Origin of the sequence: Legionella sp. 16cNR16C (assembly GCF_021297775.1) — a bacterium.
Classification (GTDB): Bacteria; Pseudomonadota; Gammaproteobacteria; order Legionellales; family Legionellaceae; genus Legionella_C; species Legionella_C quinlivanii_A.
Genome location: NZ_JAJTMX010000003.1, coordinates 824085 through 849199, shown reverse-complemented (window position 1 = coordinate 849199; position 25115 = coordinate 824085). Strand labels below are relative to the sequence as shown.

Here is a 25115-nt window from a genome sequence, read left to right as displayed (position 1 = left end):
TGTAAGACTCTAAATCATCTCATCCCCGCCTTTCGTTCCCAGGGCAATTTTCCCTTCTTCAGCAAGACTTCGAGCCAGGGCAAGTATATCGCGCTGTGCTTTCTCGACCTCACTAACCTTAACAGGGCCTTGCATTTCCAGATCATCTCGTAATAAATCAGCAGCCCGCTTTGACATATTACCAAATATTTTGTCCTTCACCGGTTCTGTAGTGCCTTTCAATGCCAATAAAAGTTGCTCCGAGGGTATATCACGAAGAAGGGTTTGCACGCTGCGATTATCCATATCTACAAGGTTTTCAAAGACAAACATTTTGTCTTTTATCTTCTCACAGATTTCCTGATCCCAGGCGTTTATTTTTTCGAGCACTTCTTCTTCTACGGAGCCTTCCAGAAAATTGATGACATCAGCTACTGTTTTAATGCCTCCTACTGAAGCTGTTTTACTAATTTTTTGTCCGCTTAATTGCTTTTCAATCACTTTACCAAGCTCAGAAATTGCCTCTGGCTTGACGGTATCAATCGTGCACATGCGCAAAAGCACCTCAGCGCGTTTCTCGCCCGTGAAATAGCTGACCACTTCGGCAGCCTGCTCGCTATCCAGGTGAATTAAAATGGTAGCGATAATCTGTGGATGTTCGTTGCGGATTACATCTGCAATAGATCGTCCATCAAGCCATTTTAATCGGTTCAGACCGCTATCTTTATCAGAAACTAAAATCCGGTCGATAAAGGGCGTGGCTCTCTCCTCACCCAGTGCATTGATTAATACCGTACGCAGATAGTTTTCCGCATCGACGGTGAGGCTGGTTTGTTCTTCTATGGCGTTTAAAAATTCCCCCAGCACATTTTGCATTTTTGCCTTACTGACACTGCTTAAAGTCGAAATTGCCATTCCGACCTTTTGAACCTGACGAGGCTCCAGATGTTTTAACACTTCAGCAGCATTTTTTTCCCCCATGCCGAGTAATAAAATGGCCGCTCTTTCTATTCCATCCATAACATTATCCTCGATCTACCCAGGTCTTGACCACCTGCGCAACCCGCTTTGGTTCTTTATCCACCACCTGGCGCAATAAAGCCAGTTGCGTTTCATAGTCATTGGCATTTGAAGGCAGCATGCCTTGCCCCTGATAGGTCAGTTCACTTTGCTGCTCTTCCTCCACCTCTTCAGAACGGTTGCTTGCAAGGGTTTTGAATAAAGGACGAAACACTCCGAAGACCAGAGCAAGAACAAATAAGCCCCCTAAACTCTGCTTTACAATGGACCAAAATGTGCTGGTCTGCCAAAAATGGGGTTCAGGGATAGGTTCAATAGGATCAGGTTTTACAAAATTACTATTCACTACATTAAGACTATCACCTCTTTCGGTATTAAGACCGATTGCGTCTGAAACCAGCGCCTTGACCTGATCCAGCTCTTTAGCCGTTAAGGGCTTTAATACCATTTTTTTGGTTTTCGGATCCAGCACCGGGCGGTTATCAATCAACACAGCCACTGTTAAACGTTTAATACTGCCAGGCTGATTTTTGGTGTGGCTCACAGTCTTGTCCAGCTCAAAATTCTTGACTACTTGTTTCTGCATATCATGGGAATCGGCTTGCTCTTGATTAGCCGTGGTTGGGGTGTTGGGCGCATTTTTATTTTGTCCTTTGCCCTGTAGATTAGCGTTCTTAGGAGGAGAGTTAGAGAGTGAACCGGCAACCCCGCCTGCATTGGCTGTTTTGCGCTGCTCTTCTACCAGCTGCTCACTACGTACCGCACCGCCATCAGGATTATAGAGCTCCTGAGTCTGCTCGAAATCGGTAAAATCAATATCCGCTGAAACTTTGGCCTTCACTTTTCCAAAACCAAGCAAGGGAGTTAAAATGTCCTGTATTTTCTGAGCGTATTGCTGCTCCAGAGTCTGACGGTAATCAAGATATTTTTCGGAACTGCTAAACACAGAACCGCCACCGCCCTCATTTAATAATTGCCCATTTTGATCAACAACAGTCACTCTGCTTGCCGACAAGTTGGGAATACTCGAGGCAACCAGGTTAATAATGGATGCAATCGCCTGTTTTTTTAACTCCACACCGGGATAAATATCAATGAATACTGAAGCGCTGGGTTCGCGGCTATCGCGTACAAAAGCCGATTCCCGTGGAATGGCTAGGTGAACACGCGCCGATTTAATATCATGCAACTGGCTGATGGTTCTGGCTAACTCGGCCTCCAGTGCCTGTTTGTATCGGGCATTTTCCATGAATTGGCTGGTGGTAAATGTATTTCCATTAGCAAATAATTCCGAGATTGGATTATTACCACGCGGCAAGCCTTCGGCAGCCAGTTTTAAGCGGGCAGTCTGCACATCGCTGCTGGGAACCATGATGGTGCCATAGGTTTCATCCAGCTTGAAAGGAATCGCGTTACGTTGCAATGTATCCATCACATCGGTTGAATCACGCGGACTTAACTGGCTGTACAATGGCATATAACTCGGCGTGCGTGACCAGAGAACAACAGCAACACCAATTGCCACGCTCGCTGCAAGCCCAATCATCAGGCCTAATTGTTTGGCAATGGGTAAGCGGGTAAACTTTGTGGCCGCATTGGCCGCAGTATCAGCCAAGGCCATGACATACTCCTGTCATTATTTACTTACTTCCTGTATAGATTGTCCGGGATTAAACCGGCATATTCATAATATCCTGATAAGCCTGAACCAGTTTGTTTCTGACTCTGAGTGTTGCTTCAAAAGCAATATTCGATTTTTGGGCTGCTATCATAACATCCCCCAGACTCACATTGGCAGCGCCTACCTCAAACTGGTTTCGCAAATGATCAGCCGTCTGACTCAACTGATTAACCTCTCCCATCGCATTGTGAAAAATGTCACCAAAAGAGGTCGTAGCAGGAGTCAGTTCAGGGGCTTTTCCCTGCGCTTCAGCGGCCATGACTCGCATTTGATTGAACAGTGAAACCGTATTCACATCAGTCATTTCTTTTTACCTGCGTTTTTATTTAACTGATACAACCTGGGCTTGTGCCAGATTACACCTCATATCCTTCTTCTCTCATCCTGGCTAATTTGTACCTTAATGTTCTTTCGCTGACACCAAGCGCTCCAGCGACCTGCTGACGATTACCATTATAATCTTTCAATGTTTTTTCGATAAGATCATATTCGTGATTCTGAAGGTTTTTTGTCTCTGTCTTTTTAACCGGTTTGTCCTTGTTTAAATCCGGTAATTGCAGGTGAGCTATTTCAATCACCCCATGCGTTTGCAAGACAAGCGCTCTTTGCACCACGTTGTCAAGCTCTCTGGCGTTTCCTGGCCAGGAATAATGCAGTAAAGCCTGTCTTGCTTCTTCACTCAACACAGGAATTACGGGGAAGTTATCCTGACAATGGCGTCTAATCAAATAATTTGCAAGCGGAATAATGTCGCAAATCCGTTCCCGAAGCGGCAGCCAGTGGAGGGGAAACACATTCAGGCGATAATAAAGGTCTTCTCTGAAGCGCCCCGCTTTTACTTCTTCCAATAAATGACGATTGCTGGTAGCAAGCACTCTCACATCAAGATTGATCATCTTGTTGGAGCCTATGCGTTCTACCTCTTTTTCCTGCAGAACACGCAGCAATTTGGCCTGCAGAGCAAGACTCATCTCACTGACTTCATCGAGTAGCAGCGTGCCTTCCTGGGCCTGTTCAAATTTTCCGGGTGTTGATTTATAGGCTCCGGTAAACGCCCCTTTTTCATAACCGAACAAAGTAGCTTCAAGCATTTGCTCGGGAATCGCAGCACAGTTTATCGCCACAAACGGTTTTTGTGCGCGCGGTGAATGATCATGAATGAAATGGGCAAGAACTTCCTTGCCCGTTCCACTTTCTCCACTAATCATTACGCCCACATCCGACTGCGCCACGCGTAAAGCCATAGAAAGCAAGGCCTGGCTCTTAGGATCCATCGCAATGGGCTGGGAATCATCTTGCATAAAGGCTGGTTTAATATAGCGATTGATTTTTTCGGCCAGTAAATTAGCGCTAAATGGCTTTTGAAGATAATCAACGGCGCCATTGCGCATAGCACTGACCGCGTCTTCAACAGACGCATAGGCGGTCATCAGAATCACCGGAACGCCAGGATTGCGCCTTTGTATCTCCGCAAGAAGCTGCTGTCCGTCAACCCGATCCATTCGTACATCACTGAGTACAATGGCGGGACTATGTTTTTCCAGCATGGCCAGTGCTTCTTTACCGTCTTTGGCAGACAAATAGGAATGACCTGCCAGGTTCATTGTTTCCGCCAGTGCTTCCCGCAACACTGGGTCATCTTCTACAATTAACACATCGCCCATACCTATTCCTCAATTAATCGTTACCAATAAATGATGACGATATCTGTTCATAGAATCTAAACATGTCATAAAAAACAAGATGCTTCAATAACTAAATGAAAGTAATCATTATTTACCAGGGGATATCCAACTCAATCGTCGAACCCTCTCCCTCTGATGTCTGTATTGTTGCCCGCCCCTTATGAGCGGCCGCAGCTGCTTTGACAATGGCTAAACCCAGGCCTGTACCCTGAGCGCGCGTGGTAAAAAAGGGCGAAAAAACCTGAGCTTTGACTTCCTCAGACATCCCCTTACCATCATCATTTACTCTGATTACAAAGCCGGAGTTTCCTTCATTCGGCAGCATATCGACTCTAATATGCCGAGCTTCTGCCTGAAGACTGTTATTTACCAGATTTAATACAGCTCCAATCAGGGCTTCTTCGTGCAACAGACATCGGCGTGCAGGTAGTTGGTTATTTATTTTCCATTGTACCGTTTTATCTTCTAACAAGATATATATTCTTTCCTCTAATACCTTGCCCCATTGCTGAAGATCAAGAGACTGCTTTTCCAGCCGCTCTCCACGGGCAAACAGCAATAACTCCTCAATTTGCTGCTCAATAGCACTATGGCAGGCCTGCAGCCTTGATAACCACAGCTGGCTGCGCTCCTCAAGTTTTTGCGTAGTACTCAGATGTTCGGTGTATAACATTGCTGAAGCCAGAGGGGTTCTAATCTGATGGGCAAGCTGCGCAGTCATCCGTCCGAGCGTTATAAGCTGATTCTGATTTTCCCTGGCATGTTCATATTCGCGGGTAGCGGTGAAGTCGGTAAGAATAATTAACTCCCCTGGCGGGGTTGAAAGTGACGAAATGGACAGATGTACGCGGCGGCCATTGACAAGAGAGACTTCCAGGCCATCATCTTCTTTGGGGGAAAACACCTTATCGATAACACCTCGCCACTCTTGCCCGGTCATATCGGCTTCAAGAAGATCAATGGCAGCCTGATTCATCCAGGCAATAAGACCCTGACTGTTCAGAACAATTAATCCTGTAGGCACACAGGATAGAATTTCTTTGATTGAGATTTCGGATAACATGCGCTGATTTGCGTTGATGATTAATTATTGAATGTATCAAAACTTAATTAAACTAAACAGAGCTTTGGAAATTATCCTTTTTTCCTGTACTCCTCATCCAGCTGGCGGAGAAATTTAAGCTTTTCTGCGATTTTAATTTCTAAGCCTCTCGGAACCGGAACATACCAGTGCGGTTCTTTCATTCCTTCAGGCAAATAACTTTCACCTGCTGCATACCCATGCGGCTCATCATGCGCGTAACGGTATTGCTGACCATAACCGAGCTTCTGCATAAGAGCTGTGGGCGCATTGCGGATGTGCAGTGGAACTTCCCGCGATTTATCTTTTTTAATAAAATCTCTGGCTTGATTATAAGCCATATATCCTGCATTGCTTTTTGCTGCAACAGCCAGATAAATTACGGCTTGCGCCAGTGCCAGCTCTCCCTCGGGAGAACCCAGACGCTCATAAGTTGCCGCTGCGTCATTGGCAATCTGCATGGCTTTGGGATCGGCAAGACCAATATCCTCCCAGGCCATGCGAACAATACGTCTTGATAAATAATAGGGATCCACCCCTCCATCAAGCATACGGCACAACCAATACAAGGCCGCATCGGGATGAGAGCCGCGTACGGATTTATGTAAAGCGGAGATCTGATCATAGAAATTTTCCCCACCCTTATCAAAACGCCGCGCCGCAGGGGTGAGCATTCTCAGCAACTGCTCATGGTCGATTAAAGAATGGCCTTCCAGTTTGGCAGCGGAATCAATCTGCTCGAGAAAATTATACAAACGCCTGCCGTCGCCATCCGCCATTGAAGTGAGAGCCGCCAGTGCTTCTGCATCAAATTGAATCTTAATAAAGCCCTTATCCTGTGCACGCTTAACCAGCAGCCCGAGTTCCTCTTCACTTAAGGATTTCAATACATAAACCTGTGCTCGGGAAAGCAAGGCATTATTGACTTCAAACGAAGGATTTTCAGTAGTCGCACCAATAAAAGTGACCAGACCTGACTCAGTGAAAGGAAGCAAGGCATCCTGCTGTGATTTATTAAAGCGATGAATCTCATCAATAAATAAAATAGTCTGACGCTGGTGATATCGATTTCGTTCGGCTTGTTCGACTGCCGCCCTGATATCTTTCACACCGGCTAATACCGCTGATAAGGCTATCCATTCACAATCAAAGGCCTTCGCTGCGAGGCGGGCAAGGGTGGTTTTACCCACTCCGGGCGGTCCCCAGAAAATCATGGAATGCGGTTTGCCTGAGCTAAAAGCGAGACGCAGCGGCTTGCCTTCCCCCAGAAGATGGGTTTGGCCAACAACTTCTTGCCAAACTTCAGGCCTCATTCGTTCGGCAAGCGGGGTATGGGATTGCTCTGAAAATAAGTTCATTGTTCGACTACGTCAACACCTTTAGGCGGCTTAAATTGAAACAGACTGCTTGCCAAACTGGGATTATTTTTAATATTAGACAATTGAACGCTGGTGTGCTGCCCTAATTGATCAAATAATTCAATATTAGTTAATTTATCGCCCTTGAAAACCAGTTTAAGCTGTTGAAAATTCTCCTTCGGCGATTTAGCTTTAAGACTATAGACCTGTTTACTGCCGTCAACAGCGGCGCTCACATCAAAATCACGGGTAACGGTATTATCATAACCGCTTAAAAATAAACCGGCCGTACCGCCCAGCCCCTTCTGTTGTTTTTTTACAGTGACCTGCTCAAGATCGACATCATAAACCCACATTCTTTTACTGTCAGCAATGACTAACTGCTCCATTGGATCCTTGGTCTCCCAACGAAACTTGCCGGGTCTGGACAACGCCATTGTGCCAGAAGTCTGTGAAACTTCTCGCTTACCTGCTTTTACTACCTGATTAAAACTGGCGCTCATAGTTTTTAGAGCATTCAGTTTTGCCTGCAGTTCCTCACCGGGTGATTGACTAAAGGCTGTGTTCATTAAAAAGCATAATGCAATACCCATTAATTTTTTCATACTTATTCCTCATTGACAGACGATACCAGGACATCACGAAATCCCCCTTCAAGAGGACCAACTATGCCTGTTCTTTCCATTTCTTCAACCAGCCTCGCAGCCCGGTTGTAACCTATCTTCAAACGGCGCTGAACCGAGGAGATGCTGGCTTTACGGGTTTGAAGCACAAACTCAACTGCCTGATCATAGAGCGGATCAGAATCCTCTGTATTCTGACCGCCTCCTTCTTCCCCTGGCCCTTCAGAAGGATCGAAGGTTTGAGTAATTTCATCGATGTATTCCGGTTCGCCGCGTGAGCGCCAGTCATCTGCGACACGATGCACTTCCATATCATCGACAAATGCTCCATGAACACGCAGGGGTGCCCCGGTTCCAGGCGCGAGATATAACATATCCCCATGTCCCAATAACTGCTCCGCTCCCTGCTGGTCAAGAATAGTGCGCGAGTCAATTTTTGAAGACACCTGAAATGACATTCTGGTCGGAATATTGGATTTAATCAAACCGGTTAACACATCGACAGAAGGCCTTTGAGTCGCCAGAATCAGATGAATTCCTGCCGCTCTGGCCTTTTGAGCGATCCGGGCGATTAATTGCTCAACTTTTTTACCGACAACCATCATCATGTCGGCGAGCTCATCAATGACCACTACAATATAGGGCAAAGGCTGAAGCGCGGGAGCCTGTTCATCCACTGAATCGCTGGGTTTCCAGGTAGGATCTGTCAGCACTTCACCGGCTGCTGCAGCCTCAGTAAGCTTGTTATTAAAACCTGCGAGATTGCGAACGCCCATAGCCGCCATTAAACGGTAACGGCGCTCCATTTCGGCAACGCACCAGCGCAGGGCACTGGCGGCTTCCTTCATATCGGTCACCACTGGAGTCAATAAATGAGGAATACCGTCATAAACTGACAGTTCCAGCATTTTGGGATCCACCATAATGAGACGTACCTGATCGGGAGATGCTTTGAAGAGCAGACTTAAGATCATGGCATTTATTCCCACTGATTTACCTGAGCCAGTGGTTCCTGCAACCAGAAGATGAGGCATTTTTGCCAGATCTACGACCATGGGATGCCCGGCAATATCCACACCCAGGGCTAAAGCCAAAGGCGAATGAGCCTGCTGATAGGTGTCGGATATTAATACGTCAGATAAACGGACCATGTCGCGGTGCTGATTTGGCAATTCAATACCCACAACGGTTTTGCCCGGAATCACTTCAACAACCCGCACACTGGTCACTGATAATGAGCGAGCCAAATCCTTGGCCAGGGCACTCAGCTTGCTCACTTTAATGCCTGCAGCCAATTGCAATTCGAAACGGGTAATAACCGGTCCTGGGTGCACAGCAACCACATCGGCCTGAATGCCAAAATCGAGTAAATGCTGTTCTACTTCCCGGGACAATCCTTCCAGCTCCTGATGGGTAAATCCTCCCATTACTTTGCCTGGCTGTCCCTTATCCAGTAAAGATAGTGAGGGCAATCCAGGTGTAACCGGCGGTTTACTGGCCTTGGGCTCTCTGGCTGCTTTAGTCACAGGTAATGTATCCAGTGCAGGACCAGAAACTGATGCAGTGGCTGGAACAGAACTGAATGCCCCTACAGCAGCAATGGAGGGCTCGACTGGTTTTTTTTCTTCTACAGAGACAGATGACGGCATTAACACAGGTATATTTTTATCTCTGGTCTCTCTTTTTTCTTTCTTTTCTCTAATCAGAGAGCGGCTGACTACAGCTTGTCCGGCTGATTCTTCGGCTTCCTTGCGAGCGGGTAAATAGTTTGTCAGCGATCTCAGGCCGGCAATCATTCGACTGATTGCCCGACTGCTTGTACCAAGCCCTCTCACTGTTTTTCTTCCCAGCTCAAGCGTGTAATATCCCAGTGATTCTACTGTCTGAATCCAGGAAATGCCGGTGAGAAATGTAACTCCCACCAATAAAATCGCTAATAAAAGTAATGTCGCTCCATGCAAATTCAAGGCATAGTTAAACCCATCGGCAATGAAGTTTCCAAGCACGCCCCCTGCGCTTTGTGAGCCGTCAATAGCAGTAATACCGGGTTCCAGACTTAGCAGGCTGCACCCGCCAATCATCAGAAAAATCAAACCGCTGCCTCGAATCATCAGACTAAAACGGCTAATTGCTTTAAACGCTTTCTGATCCTGCATAATGGCCCAGGCCAGGTAGGCAATACATACTGGCAGGATGTAGGCAAAATAGCCAAAAAGAAGATAAAGAGTATCTGCAATATAGGCGCCTACCGTACCGCCGGCATTGGCAATCGGCACATGGCTACGGGGCACATGCGTCCAGCCGGGATCAGTCACACTATAGGTTGCAAGTGAGAGCCAGATAAACAGCGAACAGGTTAATACGAGAATAAAACTACCCTCGCTAATCCGATTTCGTATAAATGGTGGCAGGTTTTTTTTAAGGGCACCAGTTTGCCGCCCGGATTCTTGTTTTGCCATAGCTATTTTAAAATCTGTGTTTTTGTCATACCATTTGCCATCTTACCATAATTCGCGAGGAAGGCAGAGATGATTAATCGCAATCACCATCGCCTGATAATTCTTGGCTCAGGCCCGGCAGGCTATACCGCGGCTGTCTATGCAGCACGCGCCAATCTGAACCCTGTATTAATCACTGGCATGCAGCCAGGAGGACAGCTTACCACAACTACTGATGTGGACAACTGGCCAGGAGACATCGAAGGCCTGCAAGGCCCGGCACTGATGGATCGCATGCAAAAACACGCAGAGCGCTTCGACACCAAAATTATTTTTGATCACATCGTGAAGGCGGATCTTGGTCAAAAACCCTTCCTTCTCCAGGGGGATAGTGAATCCTATACCTGCGATGCGCTGATTATAGCCACTGGCGCCTCTGCCCGCTATCTGGGTCTCGAGTCGGAAAGTACCTATCAGGGACGCGGCGTTTCCGCTTGTGCGACCTGCGATGGATTCTTTTACCGCAACAAAACTGTTTGCGTCATAGGAGGCGGTAACACCGCTGTTGAAGAAGCACTTTATTTATCCAATATTGCGGCTTCTGTTACGCTTATCCATCGCCGCGACAGCTTAAGAGCAGAAAAAATTCTTCAGGATCGTCTGTTTGAAAAGGCCGAGCATGGCAATATTAAATTACTTTGGCATAACACACTGGATGAGGTTATCGGTGACGGTATGAAAGTAACCGGCGCTCGTGTCCGCAATGTCGACACCGGTGAAATTCAAACGCTCAATCTTGATGGTGTCTTTATTGCGATTGGTCATGATCCCAATACCAGCCTCTTTAAAGGCCAACTGGATATGAAAGAAAATGGGTATCTGATTATCCGCTCAGGTTTGGAAGGCATGGCCACGGCAACCTCTATTCCCGGCGTGTTTGCCTGTGGGGATGTGGCTGATCACGTGTATAGACAAGCCATTACGTCTGCCGGATTTGGCTGCATGGCGGCCCTGGATGCCGAAAAATATCTGGATGATCTGGGAGAATAATTATTTCTGATTTTTCTGAAGACGGTGAAGACTATTCATTCCCTGATCCGGAAAGCAGTGATAAACAGGGATTATTAGCAATTGGCGGCGATCTGTCGCCTGCACGATTGCTATCTGCCTATCGCCAGGGAATATTTCCCTGGTACGAACGTGGATGCCCTATTCTTTGGTGGTCTCCTAACCCCCGACTGATTCTTTATCCCCAGCAATTCAAGTTAAGCCGCAGTCTTAAAAAGAGTCTGAGACAACCCCATGAATTGAAAATTGATTCTGATTTTAAAGCGGTGATTCAGGCCTGCGCAACGGTAGAAGCTCGCGAAAATAACACATGGATAACCAAGGAGATGCAAGCGGCCTATATCCATTTGTCTGATATGGGATTTGCTCACAGTTTTGAAATCTGGCGTGAAAACCGCTTAATTGGCGGGCTCTATGGCATTAGCATTGGAAAAGCCTTTTTCGGTGAATCAATGTTTCACTACGAACAGGACGCCTCAAAAATGGCGATGTATTATCTTAGCCAGATCCTTTTAAATCAGCATTTCGATTTTATCGATTGTCAATTACCAACAGCTCATCTGATAAGCCTTGGATGCACGATTATCAGCCGCAAGGAATTTCTGCACCGGCTTAAAGAGGCCATGCAACATCCGACACTTCGGGGGAGCTGGGCTAAATTGGCCAGTAACGATTCAACCAGCCCATTTGAGTAAGGAAGAGGCATTCGCAAGCAGTTTTGATTGCCATTTTTTTTATTTTAGTGCACTATCTTGCTTTTATTTGTTTGAAGCAATTTTGAGAGACCTATGGCAAAAGAAGATCATATTGAAATGCAAGGCACAGTTATTGATACATTGCCTAACACCATGTTCCGAGTGGAGTTGGAAAACGGGCATATCGTTACGGCTCATATTTCCGGACGCATGCGAAAAAACTATATCCGTATCCTGACCGGCGACAAGGTAAAGGTTGAGTTAACTCCATATGATTTGACCAAAGGCCGTATCATTTTTCGCGATAAAAATTAGAAAAGCAGATTCGCTTCTCCAGGTAACTCCCTTCTTCTTAAAAACCTGCCTTAAATCCTCTCTCCCTCAGGGAGAGAGTTAGAGAGTGGGGGCTTAATATCAACCCTCACCCTAGCCCTCTCCCAACTTGGGAGAGGGGATTTCTATTAAAAGGAAACCTTCCTTAAATCCTCTCTCCCTCAGGGAGAGAGCTAGAGAGAGGGTGCTTAGAATATCTTCTACTTTCCAGCAACCATCATATTCTCAATTAAAATCGATCCACAACGTGTGGCAATATTCGGATTCATGTCACTGCCTACTGCCGCGATGTTTAAAAACATATCCTTGAGGTTGCCTGCAATGGTTACTTCTTCGACTGGGAATTGAATTTCTCCATTTTCAATCCAGAAACCGCTGGCTCCGCGGGAATAATCGCCAGTTAGCCCATTAACTCCCTGCCCCATCAGCTCTGTGACTAATAATCCCTTATCCATTTGCTTAATCAGCTGCTGTAAATTACCTGCAGTGGAGTCAAGCGTCAGATTATGGACGCCGCCGGCATTAGCCGATGTTTTAAGGCCCATTCGGCGAGCTGAGTAGGTACTCAGTGCATACTGTTTAACCCGTCCATCCTCAACAAACACGTTATCGCGGGTAGGAACGCCTTCACTATCAAAAGGAGAACTGCCCAGAGCACGCAAGAGATGAGGTTGTTCGTAAATTTTAAATCCTTTGGGAAAAACCTGCTGATCAATCGAGTCCATTAAAAATGAATTTTTCCGATAAAGATTTGAACCGCTGATTGCATTAATAAAACTGGATAACAGCCCGCTGGAAATACGGGAGGAAAACAGGACTGGTACTCGCTGCGTACTGATTTTCTTCGCACCCAGTCTGCTGATAGTTCTCTCCACTGTATTAGCAGCCAAATATCTGAGATCTGCAAGATCGCCAGCATGCCGGGCCGTTGTATAATCATAATCCCTTTGCATGGCTTCATTTTCCTGAGCAATCAAAGAGCAGCTTAATCCATGCCGGGTTCCAACCAAAAATCCTTCTCCGCCGTGAGAATTGGCAAAACCATGACAGAATTCATAGGTGGAGAGATTGACGCCATCTGAGTTACTGATGCGCTTATCCAGAGCTAAGGCGTGGGATTCGCAGGCTAATGCCATTTCAATAGCCTGAGCAGGCGTTATTGACCAGGGATGATGGAGCTCGAGGTTGGCATACTGATTAGTCATCAACTCGCTGTCAGGCAGTCCAAAACAGGGATCAGCCGCACTGACTTTAGCGATTTCACAAGCTGCAGCCACCAGTGAATCAAGTGCTTCAGGCGAGGTATCGGTGCTGCTTGCGCTTCCTTTCCGATGCCCGAAATAAACGACCAGGCTCACCCCTTTGTCATCATTGAAAGCGACGGTTTCAACTTCCCCCATCCGCACATCGACCGAGAATCCGTTATCGTGATTGACAGCAACCGAAGCATCAGAAGCGCCCAGGGCTTTTGCGCGATCCAGGACATCTTTCATCAACTCCGATAACTTCTCGATTGACTTTTGTTGTAATTCATTGCTATTTTGCGTTGTTATTTGCATGGCGGTTTCCACTGCTGAAAAATATTTTTGCTCACAAGGATACAAGATTACTATGCCCAGTCAAACCATTGTAAACAGAAAATGGCTGACGCGGATCTGGAAATCCCTGCTCACCGTTTCATTATTGGCCTTACTGCTTAATTATGCTCTTGCTTCCAATAACTGGCATAAACTAACATCGGGCGTTGAGTATCAGGAGCTTAAAGAAAGTTATTTAACGCCCTGGGCTCATGTGTACGCCTTCAAAATCAATTTAAAGTATAATCAACTTTCTTTAGTCTTTGCCAAAGATATGGCAGTCAAATACGCGTCAGCTGACGAATATGCACAGCATAGTAATGCCTTAATCACTATTAACGGCGGCTTTTTTGATCAGGACTTTAAGCCTCTGGGTCTTCGGATAAAAAACAGACAGTTAAAAAGCCCTCTGAAGCAAATCAGCTGGTGGGGAATCTTTTATATCAGAAACGATAAACCCTACATCACCAATGTGCGTCAGTTCAAACGAGACAGTCAGATAGAATTTGCAGTTCAAAGCGGGCCTCGCCTCTTAATTAATGGTCAAATCCCTCCGCTAAAGCCGGGACGGGCGGAACGCAGCGCCTTAGGCATTACCCGTGATGGAGAAGTTATTATACTGGTCACCGACAATGCCGCGCTGTCTACCATTGAGCTTGCGCAAATCATGAAAGCACCCCCGCTGAATTGCCTGAATGCACTGAATCTCGATGGCGGAAGTTCCAGCCAGCTGCATGCGCAAATTGATGCCTTCCGCCTGAATGTTCATGGCTTCTCCAATGTTTCTGATGCAGTGATTGTTAAAAAGAAATCCTGACCGAGTATAGCGCATCACAATACTTCGTCAGTGCCGCTTTAGCATTGGTAAAAGCAGCAGATCCACGCTGTTTATAACCCTGTGGATAAAATGTAAATATCCTCCAAAACCCTAATAAACTTCAGGCTTTGTTCTCTTGTGAATTCTGGGGATAACTTGCAGATAAACACTATATGTACTAAAATTTAATTAGCACCAACACAATATATTGGGTTTTTAACTTGAGTATGAAATTGAGTATGTTAGAATATTCTGCTCTGAAAAATAAAAACACAATAATTCTGGAGCTAATATGTCAGAACTTCTTGAGCCGGTAAAAGATGTGCCGTACATAAGTCAACTGGAATTGACCGCCAACGCCCCTGGTGCGATTAAAACCATTAAACGCAATGGGAAAGTGGTTGATTATGACGCGAGTAAAATCAGAATTGCCCTTACCAAAGCCTTTCTTGCAGAAGAAGGCGCTGCCGCTGCAACCTCCGATCGTATCCGGGAGCAAATTGAAGAACTGACTAATCAGGTTACTCAAGCCTTTAAGCGACGCATGCCCACTGGCGGAACCCTTCATATTGAAGACATCCAGGATCAGGTTGAGTTAGCCTTAATGCGCAGCAGCCATCACAAAGTGGCGAGAGCCTATGTGGTATACCGCGAGAAACACCGGGAAGCGCGTGAAGCCAAGCTGCAGCAACAGGCCAAAGACAGCAAGGTTCCTTTAATTGTCATGCCGGATGGAGAAAGCAGACCGCTTGATATGTCGCGTGTGCAGACTATTGTCGAGGAAGCCTGTCGAAATCTTTCCAACGTTCAGGCCGAGCCGGTCATTAAAGACGCTCTGCGTAACTTATACAATCAGGCTAAACTGACAGAAGTTCATAAGGCCCTGATTATGGCTGCCCGTGCGCTGGTTGAGCGTGAGCCTAATTATACTTATGTCAGCGCACGTCTGCTGCTTGACAGCCTGCGCAGTGAAGCCCTGTCTAAATTAGGTATGCAGACTGAGGCCACTTTTGATGAAATGAGCAACCTCTATCCTGCTTATTTCAAAGCCTATATTGCTCAAGGCATTAAACAAGGCCTGCTGGATCATAAACTGGGTGAATTCGATCTGGAAAAACTGGCAAAAGCCTTATTACCGCAGCGCGATATGCAATTTACCTATCTGAGCCTGCAAACGCTTTATGATCGCTACTTCCTTCATGAAAAAGGCATTCGCTACGAATTACCGCAAGCCTTTTTTATGCGTGTCGCGATGGGGCTTGCTACTCGTGAAGCCAATCGTGAAGCCAAGGCCATTGAGTTTTATCAATTGCTATCCTCATTCGATTATATGGCCTCAACTCCTACTCTGTTTAATTCCGGTACAGTCCGTCCACAATTATCGAGCTGCTATCTGACAACAGTTCCTGATGATCTGGATGGCATTTATGGCGCAATCAAAGACAATGCCTTACTGTCCAAATTTGCCGGTGGTCTGGGCAATGACTGGACACCAGTTCGTGCAATGGGTGCTCATATCAAAGGCACTAATGGCAAATCACAGGGTGTTGTTCCCTTCCTGAATGTGGCTGACGCGACCGCAGTAGCAGTGAATCAGGGCGGCAAACGCAAAGGCGCTGTCTGTGCGTATCTTGAATGCTGGCATCGTGATGTTGAGGAATTTCTTGAGCTTCGCAAAAATACCGGTGACGACCGCCGCCGTACTCATGACATGAATACTGCCCTGTGGATTCCTGATTTATTCATGAAACGTGTCCATGAAGAAGGCGAGTGGACCCTGTTTTCTCCTGATGAAGTACCCGGCTTGCATGATCTCTACGGTCAGGCGTTTGAATCAGCCTATAAAGAGTATGAGAGCAAGGCGCGTCTTGGTGAAATTCACAATGCCAAAACTGTCCCCGCGATTAAACTATGGCGGAAAATGCTTTCCATGTTATTTGAAACTGGCCACCCCTGGCTAACATTTAAGGATGTCTGTAATCTTCGCTCACCACAACAGCATGCGGGCGTCGTTCATAGCTCCAATTTGTGTACGGAGATCACTTTAAATACCTCCAATGAGGAAATTGCGGTTTGTAATCTGGGCAGCCTTAATTTACCAGCTCACATTAAAAACGGCAAAATCGATCGTGAAAAATTAAAACGAACCATTACGACTGCTGTTCGTATGCTGGATAATGTGATCGATATTAATTATTATTCCGTGCCTCAGGCTCGAAACTCCAACTTAAAGCATCGCCCAGTCGGTATGGGTTTAATGGGCTTTCAGGATGCGCTTTATGAAATGAAGCTGGATTATGCGTCACAGGAAGCCGTCCAGTTTGCTGACGAATCTATGGAATTAATCAGTTATTATGCTATTGAAGCCTCTTGCGAGCTGGCCAAAGAGCGCGGCAGTTACTCCACTTATGAAGGCTCATTGTGGAGCAAGGGCATTCTGCCGATTGATTCTATCAACTTATTGCAGCAGGCTCGCAGTAAATATCTGGAACAGGATCGCTCACAACGTCTGGACTGGGAAGGTTTGCGTGTGAAAGTCCGTACTCAGGGCATGCGTAACTCCAATGTGATGGCGATTGCTCCCACAGCAACTATTTCCAATATCTGCGGCGTTTCGCAATCCATTGAGCCAACCTATCAGAACCTCTATGTTAAATCGAATCTGTCCGGCGAATTTACCGTGGTTAACCCTTATCTGGTTGCCGATTTGAAAGCATTGAATCTCTGGGATGAGGTAATGGTCAATGACCTGAAATATTACAATGGCAGTGTTCAGCCCATCAGCAGAATCCCTGAGGAATTGAAATCCCGTTATGCAACCGCATTTGAAATTGACCCAATGTGGTTAATTGAAGCCGGTTCACGACGTCAGAAATGGATTGATCAAGCGCAATCATTGAACGTTTATATGGCAAAACCATCCGGTAAAAAGCTGGATCAGCTCTATAAACACGCCTGGTTACGCGGTTTGAAAACCACCTATTATCTGCGAAGCCTAGGGGCAAGTAACGCAGAAAAATCCACAGTTACAGACGGTGCGCTTAATGCAGTCAAGATTGATGAGCCGAAAGTATGCTCTATCCTTGATCCCGATTGCGAAGCATGCCAATAAAGGAGAACTCCATGCCAGAATTACAAGAATCATTAAACACCCCATTATCTCATATGGGGGCAACCGGCCTGGAAGCGCTGGAAATGGGTGCAGGACGCATTCATGTTGACGATAAACAAATTATTAACTGTCGGGCTGATTTAAATCAGCTCGTACCTTTCAAGTACAAATGGGCCTGGGATAAATACCTGACCGGCTGTGCCAACCATTGGATGCCGAATGAAATTAACATGAGTGCCGATGTGGCCTTATGGAAAGATCCTAACGGGCTAACCGAAGATGAGCGACTGATTGTGCTTCGCAATCTGGGATTCTTCTCAACAGCCGATTCATTAGTTGCCAATAATCTGGTATTAGCGGTTTACCGGCATATTACCAATCCCGAGTGCCGTCAGTATCTGCTTCGTCAGGCCTTTGAAGAAGCGCTGCATACCCATGCTTATCAGTATGTCATTGAAAGCCTTGGATTGGATGAAGCGGCAGTCTTCAACATGTATAGGGAAATTCCATCGGTCGCGACCAAAGCAGCCTGGGCCCTGCCCTTTACCCAAAGTCTGGGGGATCCGAACTTCCATACCGGTACGCCGGAAAATGATCAGCGCCTGCTGCGCGATCTGATCGCATTTTATGTGGTTTTTGAAGGTATCTTCTTCTATGTCGGCTTTACCCAGATCCTGTCAATGGGCCGTCGAAATAAAATGGTAGGAACCTCCGAACAGTTCCAATACATTTTGCGTGATGAGTCCATGCACATGAATTTTGGTATTGATGTCATTAATCAAATCAAAATTGAAAATCCACATTTATGGACACCCGCCTTTAAAGAAGAAATCATTCAATTGATTCGTCAGGGTGTAGAACTCGAGTATCAATATGCCAGGGATACCATGCCGCATGGTATTTTGGGAATGAATGCCGAAATGTTTGAAGAGTATCTCCACTTCATTGCCAATCGACGTTTAAGCCAGATTGGCTTGCCAGAGCAATATCCTGGCGCGGAAAATCCCTTCCCCTGGATGAGCGAAATGATGGACCTCAAGAAAGAGAAAAACTTCTTTGAAACCCGTGTCATTGAATATCAGGCAGGCGGTACATTAAACTGGGATGACGAATAACCTGCAATTCTGTGTTAATCAACTTGCTGTCCTTAAAATCCTCTATGCTATTAAGTTAAGCTTAGTTGTATATAACTGTCCTCCCCGCGAAGGCGGGGATCCATCTCTGAGCTAGCTATAATACCAATTGAGGAATAGATTCCCACCTTCGTGGGAATGACAAAATTTCCTTAACTTGATGGCAGTGAGAGCTAAAGAGAGGGGCTTCAAATTCACTCCTCATCCATTCTCAAAAAAGCTATTTTTTGACAAAATATCTTAAAAAATATAAAATCCGCGCAAATTATAAACAATATTGATTTAGAGGTAATTCGTGCAATCAACAGCAATTATTCAAGCCGCCTTAACCAAGGATAAAGAACACAAAGTGTTATCTGAAAATGATTATATGGTTTCTGTTTTTAAAAAGGCTCTTCCGAACTCGAGGGGCAATGTGTTAAATGAATTTGTCAGTTTCCTTGAGTACCGCAGGAGTGGAACCTGGCTGCTCAGAGAGAGCCGCACCCCTGGTATGATTACCCTCTCCTTCGTAATATTAAATCAGCCAGTCAAACACCAGCGCTATGCCTACTGTAATAACGAATGGGTCATTGTAACCAGCGAGTTAATTGAACAGACGAAATGCGATCCTTCTTTTAAACCGCATTACAAAGAAACCTTGGAAAAAAAAGAAACCGAAGACGGTCAGGAAAAAACAATGCTGTCCTCTTTACTGGATAAAATATTCACGAAGTTTCCGGAAATCGTCAAAGATAGATTACTTTTACCAACAGAGGAGCAAGCCTCTTCAAACTCAAACTACATTCATCAAAGCCCTTATATTAACTGGCATGAGAAAGCGATACCGAGCCCCAAAAAGTATGTTGAACCCCTGAAAGGTCTTGACAAAGCTATGAGCGTACTGCGCATGGCAACAGGAAGTATTAATTACTGGGACAAAACCAAACCCTCTCTATTTCAAAGGTATCAGGAACTAACCCTTCCCGATCTAAAACTGTTCAAAAACGCTTTAAACCAGCCCTTTCCTTATGAATCCGGGATTGCCAAAGACATGAAGGATTTATTTTCAACATGGCTTCAAATAAACCGACTAGAGGAAGATTTATTTTGCCCTGTGGAACAAGAGCTTTTTAGTGAGCCCTATGTGCTTGAATCGGGATATATCTTTAATAGCTCGGTATTATATCATAATGGAAAGCATCTTGAGAAATGTCCCATCACCCGCAAGGAAATAGAGCAAAACCCCTCGCGCCTTAAAGGATACCGCAGTAAATTGGCGGAAGCATTGCTTATGTTTTATGATGGGATCGCGGCCTATCAGAAATCTCAGAGCACTTTCCTGCCGCATCAAAGTCCGTCAGAAAATGAGCAGAAAGGACTGCCAGAGGTCGATGAAAAGGAAACTGAGAAAAACGATAGCCAATTTCGCTATTAATCGTCGACTTGCCTGTGCAATTTGTCTCCTCTAATGACAGCTTCGTAATTAATAATGGATTTACATCTATGCGGGACAGCTTTGCTGCATAAATGAGAATAATGCACAAAACTGTCTTTGCGATCGTCAGCGAAGCAATCCACTTCCAGCTTTGTTCAAGGTTCGATCTGGATCTTGCTTCGCTGACGCTCGCAAAGACGACAAGTTAGTAACAACGCCTTGCCGAGATGAGAGCATTAATACATTAACTAACTGCTTCCACTGATTTCCTATTACCCAAAACCGATTGCACTTTCCCTGCTGCTCCTTATAATAGCTTTATTCGTAAAATAAACAGGAAAAACAATGCGGGCTTCACAATGGTTTTTACCAACTCTTCGCGAAACACCGAATGACGCAGAAATTGTGTCACACCAACTGATGCTTCGTGCTGGTATGATTAGAAAACTGGGTTCAGGACTTTACACCTGGCTGCCTATGGGGCTAAAAGTGTTACAAAAAGTCGAGCACATAGTCAGAGAAGAAATGAACCGCTCACAGGCAATGGAAGTTCTGATGCCCGCTGTTCAACCAGCCGAACTCTGGCAGGAAACCGGGCGCTGGGATACTTTTGGCGGCCAGTTACTTACCATGACCGACAGCAACGAGCGTCACTACTGCTTCGGACCCACGCATGAGGAAGTCATTACCGATATCATGCGTAATGAGTTGCAATCCTACAAGCAATTGCCTGTTAATTTTTACCAGATCCAAACCAAGTTCCGTGACGAAATAAGGCCGCGTTTTGGGGTAATGCGGGCCCGTGAATTCATAATGAAAGATGCCTATTCTTTCCATCTAAGCCAGGAAAGTCTTCAAGCCACTTATAATACAATGTATCAGACTTACTGCAGAATTTTTGACCGCCTGGGCTTGCGTTATCGCGCGGTCGAGGCAGACACAGGAGCAATTGGCGGCTCCGCTTCGCATGAGTTTCAGGTACTCGCTGATTCTGGAGAAGATATTATCTTTTACAGTAACGAGAGTGATTATGCCGCCAACGTCGAACAGGCCAGCGCAGTGATTCCTGCAAAAGCAAGTCCTGATTTGGCTCATGATATTCAACTGGTTGATACCTTGAATCTCCGTACTATCGACGAAGTCGCCAGCCACTTAAAGATTCAAGCGGCTGAGATGGTGAAAACCCTGATTGTAGAGGGGCAAGAGCATCCACTGGTTGCGCTGGTCTTACGCGGTGATGACGAGTTGAACGAGGTTAAAGCTGCCAAACATCCTCTGGTGAAATCTCCGCTGCGTCTGGCTGACGATAAAATGGTAAAATCCTCACTGGGAGCGCCTGTCGGCTCTCTGGGGCCTGTGGGCTTATCCATTCCTGTTATTGCGGATCATCATGCACTGGCCTTGGCTCGTTTTGTATGTGGCGCGAACATTGAGCATAAACATTATACTCATGCCTGCTGGGGAAGAGATGCTCAGTATCAGGATGCCTATGATTTACGCAGCGTTAAAGAAGGTGATCTGAGTCCGGATGGCAAAGGCAGACTAATGTCCTGTCGCGGAATTGAAGTCGGCCATGTGTTCCAGCTAGGTGATAAATACGCAGCCGCCATGAATGCTTCCGTCATCAATGAAGACGGCCAATTACAGGTCATGCAAATGGGTTGTTACGGCTTGGGTATCTCACGCGTAGTCGCTGCAGCAATCGAGCAGCACCATGACGAACGAGGAATTTTATGGCCCCTGGCCATCGCTCCTTTCCAACTGGTGATTATCCCGATTAATGCTCAACGCTCTGAAACCGTGAGAGCTACAGCTGAAACGCTATACAGCCAATTAATCGAGCTCGGTGTGGAAGTATTGCTGGATGACCGCAATGAAAGACCAGGTGTATTATTTGCAGACTCTGATTTAGTAGGTATTCCTCACCGTCTGGTAATCAGCGAACGCCATTTAGAGCAACAGTCTGTAGAATACAAGGCACGGAATAAAGAAGAGCTTAGTATGATTCCGCTGGATGAGGTCAGTGACTTTGTGAAACGTTTATTAACTGCCAAATAAGTCAGTAGCCCGGTTGCCATGCAACCGGGTTTAATTAAACAGACAATACGCTGTTCAATAGTTTTTTTGTATAGCCTTCCCGAGGCGAGTTCATAATCTGCTCTACACTGCCTTTTTCCACCGCATTGCCATTGCGCATCACCAGAACTTCATGAGCGATATAAGAGACAACTGACATATTATGGGTGACAAACAAATAAGAGACTCCCAGTTCATATTGCAATTCTTTAAGAAGATTCAGAATTTGTGCCTGGACGGAGACATCCAGGGCACTGGTGGGTTCGTCACATATTAAAATCTCAGGTTCAGTTGCCAGCGCGCGAGCGATACAAATCCGCTGTCTTTGTCCACCTGAAAATTGATGGGGATAACGGCTTAGGCAATTGCGCGGCAGATTGACCTGCTCCAGTAACTGCTGTTGGCGGCGATGAATCAAGGCTTTGGATATTCGCTGGGCAATCATACCTTCTGCTATTATTTCGCCAATTGTTAAGCGCGGATTTAATGAAGAAAAAGGATCCTGAAATACAATTTGCACTTTCTTGCGATAAGCGCGTAAATCCCTGCCTTTAATCGCCTGAATATCTTGTTCTTTGAATCGAATTTCACCAGAAGTCACAGGCTGTAATTTTAAAATACTGCGGCATACGGTTGTTTTTCCACAACCAGACTCACCCACTAACGCCAATGTTTTGCCCTTATGCAGATCCAGTGATAAGCCATCGACTGCCTTTATCAGAGGCTGATTTCTTTTAAACAGCCCGCCTCCCACTTTAAAGTGGACTTTGAGATCACGCACTGATAAACAGACTGGCGTCTCCTTTTCCTCTATATTCCATAAGGTCTGAGAGGCATTAAGTGGAGGCAACTGCTTTAATTCGGGATAAAGATGGCAACGGATAAGATGTTCGCCCGACTCTTGTATCAGCGGAGTTTCTTTATGGCAACGTTCAAAGGCATAGGCGCAACGAGGATGGAACAAGCAACCTTCTGGTAAATTATCCAATGAGGGCACAGCGCCTGGTATAGTTTGCAAGCGGCCAAATCGTTTTTCAAACCTGGGCAAAGAGGCCATTAATTGCTGGGAATAGGGATGTTTCAAATGACTGAAGTATTCTTCAACCTCTGCCGCCTCGACTAATTGACCGGCATACATCACACAGACCCGGTCAGCGACCGCTTTCACCACCCCCAAATCATGCGTTATTAGTAACATGCTCATCTGCCGTTGCTGCTGCAGTTTTTTCAATAGCTTAAGGATTTGAGCCTGAATGGTCACATCCAGGGCGGTTGTCGGCTCATCAGCAATCAGGATGTCGGGCTGATTCGCCAGGGCCATTGCGATAACAACACGCTGCTTCTGTCCTCCAGACAGTTGATGTGGATACTGCTGCAAACGGAGTTCTGGCTCTGCAATCTCAACTTCTGTCAGTAAATCAATCAAACGTTGTTTTAAGGCACTGCCTGATAACTTCTGATAACGGCAAACGGCTTCAGCCAACTGTGCGTCAATACGAAGCACCGGATTTAAAGCGGTCATCGGTTCCTGAAAAATCATCGCCAGACGTTTCCCACGTAAAGCCCGGATTATCTTTTCAGGTAAATCAAGTATATCTTTATTGTCGATTAAAATCTGACTCTGCATGCCATATCGGGCCGTTGCCGGGAGTAAACGCATCAGGCCCAAAGCAGTGATTGATTTACCGCAGCCAGACTCACCCAGTAATGCAAGCGTCTTCCCGGGCAATAATGAAAAATCGAGTTCTTCGACCGCTCGGGTCGTTTTGGCTCGGGTTTCAAAATAAATAGATAATTTTTTAACTTCTGCCGCATCATTTAATTGATTCATAAATCAGGTCGCATTAAAGGATTAATTATCGCCTCAATCAAGCTGGCGAGTTGTTTCAAACAGTCAAGTTTTACGCTTTGTGAGCGATGAAAAAGCGCAATAGTTCGGTATGGAGCAGGTTCAGCGAAAGGAAATATTTCAAGCTGTTCTGAATTATTTCTTACAGCTAAAGCAGGCAATAAAGTAACCCCCAAACCCGCTTGCACCATTAAACGCAAAGTTTCAAGGCTGGTTGCGGTAAAGTCCACACCTGTGTTGGCTCTTGCAGTTCGACAGATATCCATCGCCTGCTCTCTGAGGCAATGTCCCTCTTCCAGCAGCAGCACTGTCTGCTCTGTTAAATCATTCAGATCGAGAGGCGCTGCTTTAGAAAATTGGTATTCCTTGGAGCAGGCGAAATAAAAAGGTTCTTTGAAAAGGATAATCGGTTCAAAATCTGCTTCCACCGGCATTGCCATTATAGCCGCATCAAGCTCACCCAGTGCCAGTTTGGAAGTCAGACGATGTGTCTGTTCTTCAATTAACCAGACACGAAGCCTGGGGAAACGTTTTTGAATCTCGGGCATTATCAAAGGTAACAGATAAGGAGCCAATGTAGGAATCACACCAAGACGCAGTTCACCCGAAAAGGGATCGGACAATGACTGGGCCATTTCCTTTAATTGTCGGGTTTCATGCAAGACACATTGAGCCTTTTCCAGGATTTTTCTACCGGCCTCCGTTAAAATCACTTGCTTATTAGACCTTTCAAACAGCAGGACGCCGAGCTCATCCTCCAATTTTTTAAGCTGCATACTCAAAGTAGGCTGACTGATATGACAAAGCCTGGCTGCCTCGCCAAAATGCTGTGTTTTTGCCAAAACGATAAAATAGTGCAAATCCCGTAAATTCATGTGCATCCAGCAAAATTAACTAATAACTCTTAGCACCAGATTATTTATTACACTAAATAGACATGGTGCAGCTCTCTGTTAAACTCTCTCTCTAACTCTCACTGCCATTAAGTTAAGGAAATTTTGTCTTTCCCGCGAAGGCGGGAATCCATTCCTTAATTGGCATTATAGCGAGCTCAGAGATGGATCCCCGCCTTCGCGGGGAGGACAGTTTATATACAACTGAGCTTAACTTAATGGCAGTGTCTCTAACTCTCTCCCGAGGGAGAGAGGACTTTAAGAATGACACACTTTAATA

General features: G+C 45.8%; 19 protein-coding genes. 8 read left to right on the top strand and 11 right to left on the bottom strand.

Annotated elements, in window-relative coordinates; genetic code table 11:
• Nucleotides 1-9: 9 nt before the first annotated feature.
• From fliG to LXA66_RS13845, 8 genes are all read right to left on the bottom strand, one after another.
• Nucleotides 10-999 (bottom strand): flagellar motor switch protein FliG, encoded by a 990-nt coding sequence (gene fliG, locus LXA66_RS13880; RefSeq protein WP_058507509.1) that lies wholly within the window; start codon nucleotides 997-999, stop codon nucleotides 10-12.
• A 4-nt stretch (nucleotides 1000-1003) separates the two neighbouring features.
• Complete coding sequence (gene fliF / locus LXA66_RS13875; RefSeq protein WP_233013633.1) at nucleotides 1004-2620, bottom strand: flagellar basal-body MS-ring/collar protein FliF; 1617 nt, start codon at nucleotides 2618-2620, stop codon at nucleotides 1004-1006.
• 49 nt (nucleotides 2621-2669) lie between these two features.
• Nucleotides 2670-2984, bottom strand: a complete 315-nt coding sequence (fliE, locus tag LXA66_RS13870; RefSeq protein ID WP_058507511.1) for a flagellar hook-basal body complex protein FliE — start codon at nucleotides 2982-2984, stop codon at nucleotides 2670-2672.
• 52 nt (nucleotides 2985-3036) lie between these two features.
• The gene (locus LXA66_RS13865) at nucleotides 3037-4344 is read right to left on the bottom strand and encodes a sigma-54 dependent transcriptional regulator (RefSeq protein WP_233013632.1); all 1308 of its coding nucleotides are present in this window, start codon (nucleotides 4342-4344) and stop codon (nucleotides 3037-3039) included.
• Between the two features lie 112 nt (nucleotides 4345-4456).
• Nucleotides 4457-5428 carry a PAS domain-containing sensor histidine kinase gene (locus LXA66_RS13860; RefSeq protein ID WP_233013631.1) on the bottom strand — a complete coding sequence of 324 codons (972 nt, stop codon included), beginning with the start codon at nucleotides 5426-5428 and terminating at the stop codon, nucleotides 4457-4459.
• A 71-nt stretch (nucleotides 5429-5499) separates the two neighbouring features.
• Nucleotides 5500-6804 (bottom strand): replication-associated recombination protein A, encoded by a 1305-nt coding sequence (locus LXA66_RS13855; RefSeq protein WP_233013630.1) that lies wholly within the window; start codon nucleotides 6802-6804, stop codon nucleotides 5500-5502.
• Nucleotides 6801-7409 carry an outer membrane lipoprotein chaperone LolA gene (gene lolA / locus LXA66_RS13850; RefSeq protein ID WP_233013629.1) on the bottom strand — a complete coding sequence of 203 codons (609 nt, stop codon included), beginning with the start codon at nucleotides 7407-7409 and terminating at the stop codon, nucleotides 6801-6803. Before lolA ends, LXA66_RS13855 begins: the two co-directional genes overlap by 4 nt.
• Before the next feature lie 2 nt (nucleotides 7410-7411).
• Nucleotides 7412-9886: a DNA translocase FtsK gene (locus LXA66_RS13845; RefSeq protein WP_233013628.1), complete on the bottom strand. Its 2475-nt coding sequence runs from the start codon at nucleotides 9884-9886 to the stop codon at nucleotides 7412-7414.
• A gap of 69 nt (nucleotides 9887-9955) precedes the next feature.
• On the opposite strand from LXA66_RS13845, the gene trxB reads away from it, so the two are divergent.
• The 3 genes from trxB (at nucleotide 9956) to infA (ending at nucleotide 11943) form a co-directional block, all read left to right on the top strand.
• Nucleotides 9956-10915 (top strand): thioredoxin-disulfide reductase, encoded by a 960-nt coding sequence (gene trxB / locus LXA66_RS13840; protein ID WP_112218259.1) that lies wholly within the window; start codon nucleotides 9956-9958, stop codon nucleotides 10913-10915.
• Nucleotides 10916-10917: 2 nt separating this feature from the next.
• Complete coding sequence (gene aat, locus LXA66_RS13835; RefSeq protein ID WP_233013957.1) at nucleotides 10918-11628, top strand: leucyl/phenylalanyl-tRNA--protein transferase; 711 nt, start codon at nucleotides 10918-10920, stop codon at nucleotides 11626-11628.
• Nucleotides 11629-11721: 93 nt separating this feature from the next.
• Nucleotides 11722-11943 carry a translation initiation factor IF-1 gene (gene infA, locus LXA66_RS13830; protein WP_025386155.1) on the top strand — a complete coding sequence of 74 codons (222 nt, stop codon included), beginning with the start codon at nucleotides 11722-11724 and terminating at the stop codon, nucleotides 11941-11943.
• A gap of 218 nt (nucleotides 11944-12161) precedes the next feature.
• Here the strand turns inward: infA and pmbA are convergent, their stop codons facing one another.
• Nucleotides 12162-13520, bottom strand: coding sequence for a metalloprotease PmbA (gene pmbA / locus LXA66_RS13825; protein ID WP_233013627.1), 1359 nt, complete (start codon nucleotides 13518-13520; stop codon nucleotides 12162-12164).
• Nucleotides 13521-13572: 52 nt separating this feature from the next.
• Between pmbA and LXA66_RS13820 the strand changes: the two genes are divergently transcribed.
• From LXA66_RS13820 to LXA66_RS13800, 5 genes are all read left to right on the top strand, one after another.
• Nucleotides 13573-14355, top strand: a complete 783-nt coding sequence (locus LXA66_RS13820) for a phosphodiester glycosidase family protein (RefSeq protein ID WP_112218262.1) — start codon at nucleotides 13573-13575, stop codon at nucleotides 14353-14355.
• 292 nt (nucleotides 14356-14647) lie between these two features.
• Nucleotides 14648-17467 carry a ribonucleoside-diphosphate reductase subunit alpha gene (locus LXA66_RS13815; RefSeq protein WP_233013626.1) on the top strand — a complete coding sequence of 940 codons (2820 nt, stop codon included), beginning with the start codon at nucleotides 14648-14650 and terminating at the stop codon, nucleotides 17465-17467.
• A gap of 11 nt (nucleotides 17468-17478) precedes the next feature.
• Entirely contained in the window at nucleotides 17479-18582 is a 1104-nt protein-coding gene (locus tag LXA66_RS13810) for a ribonucleotide-diphosphate reductase subunit beta (protein WP_112218264.1), read from the top strand.
• Nucleotides 18583-18895: 313 nt separating this feature from the next.
• Nucleotides 18896-20017: a hypothetical protein gene (locus LXA66_RS13805; protein WP_233013625.1), complete on the top strand. Its 1122-nt coding sequence runs from the start codon at nucleotides 18896-18898 to the stop codon at nucleotides 20015-20017.
• Nucleotides 20018-20362: 345 nt separating this feature from the next.
• Nucleotides 20363-22075 (top strand): proline--tRNA ligase, encoded by a 1713-nt coding sequence (locus tag LXA66_RS13800; protein WP_233013624.1) that lies wholly within the window; start codon nucleotides 20363-20365, stop codon nucleotides 22073-22075.
• A 34-nt stretch (nucleotides 22076-22109) separates the two neighbouring features.
• Here the strand turns inward: LXA66_RS13800 and LXA66_RS13795 are convergent, their stop codons facing one another.
• Together LXA66_RS13795 and LXA66_RS13790 are read right to left on the bottom strand one after the other, a co-directional pair.
• On the bottom strand, nucleotides 22110-23924 hold the full coding sequence (locus tag LXA66_RS13795) for a dipeptide ABC transporter ATP-binding protein (protein ID WP_233013623.1): 1815 nt from the start codon (nucleotides 23922-23924) through the stop codon (nucleotides 22110-22112).
• Nucleotides 23921-24817, bottom strand: coding sequence for a LysR substrate-binding domain-containing protein (locus tag LXA66_RS13790; RefSeq protein WP_233013622.1), 897 nt, complete (start codon nucleotides 24815-24817; stop codon nucleotides 23921-23923). Before LXA66_RS13790 ends, LXA66_RS13795 begins: the two co-directional genes overlap by 4 nt.
• Between the last annotated feature and the right edge of the window lie 298 nt (nucleotides 24818-25115).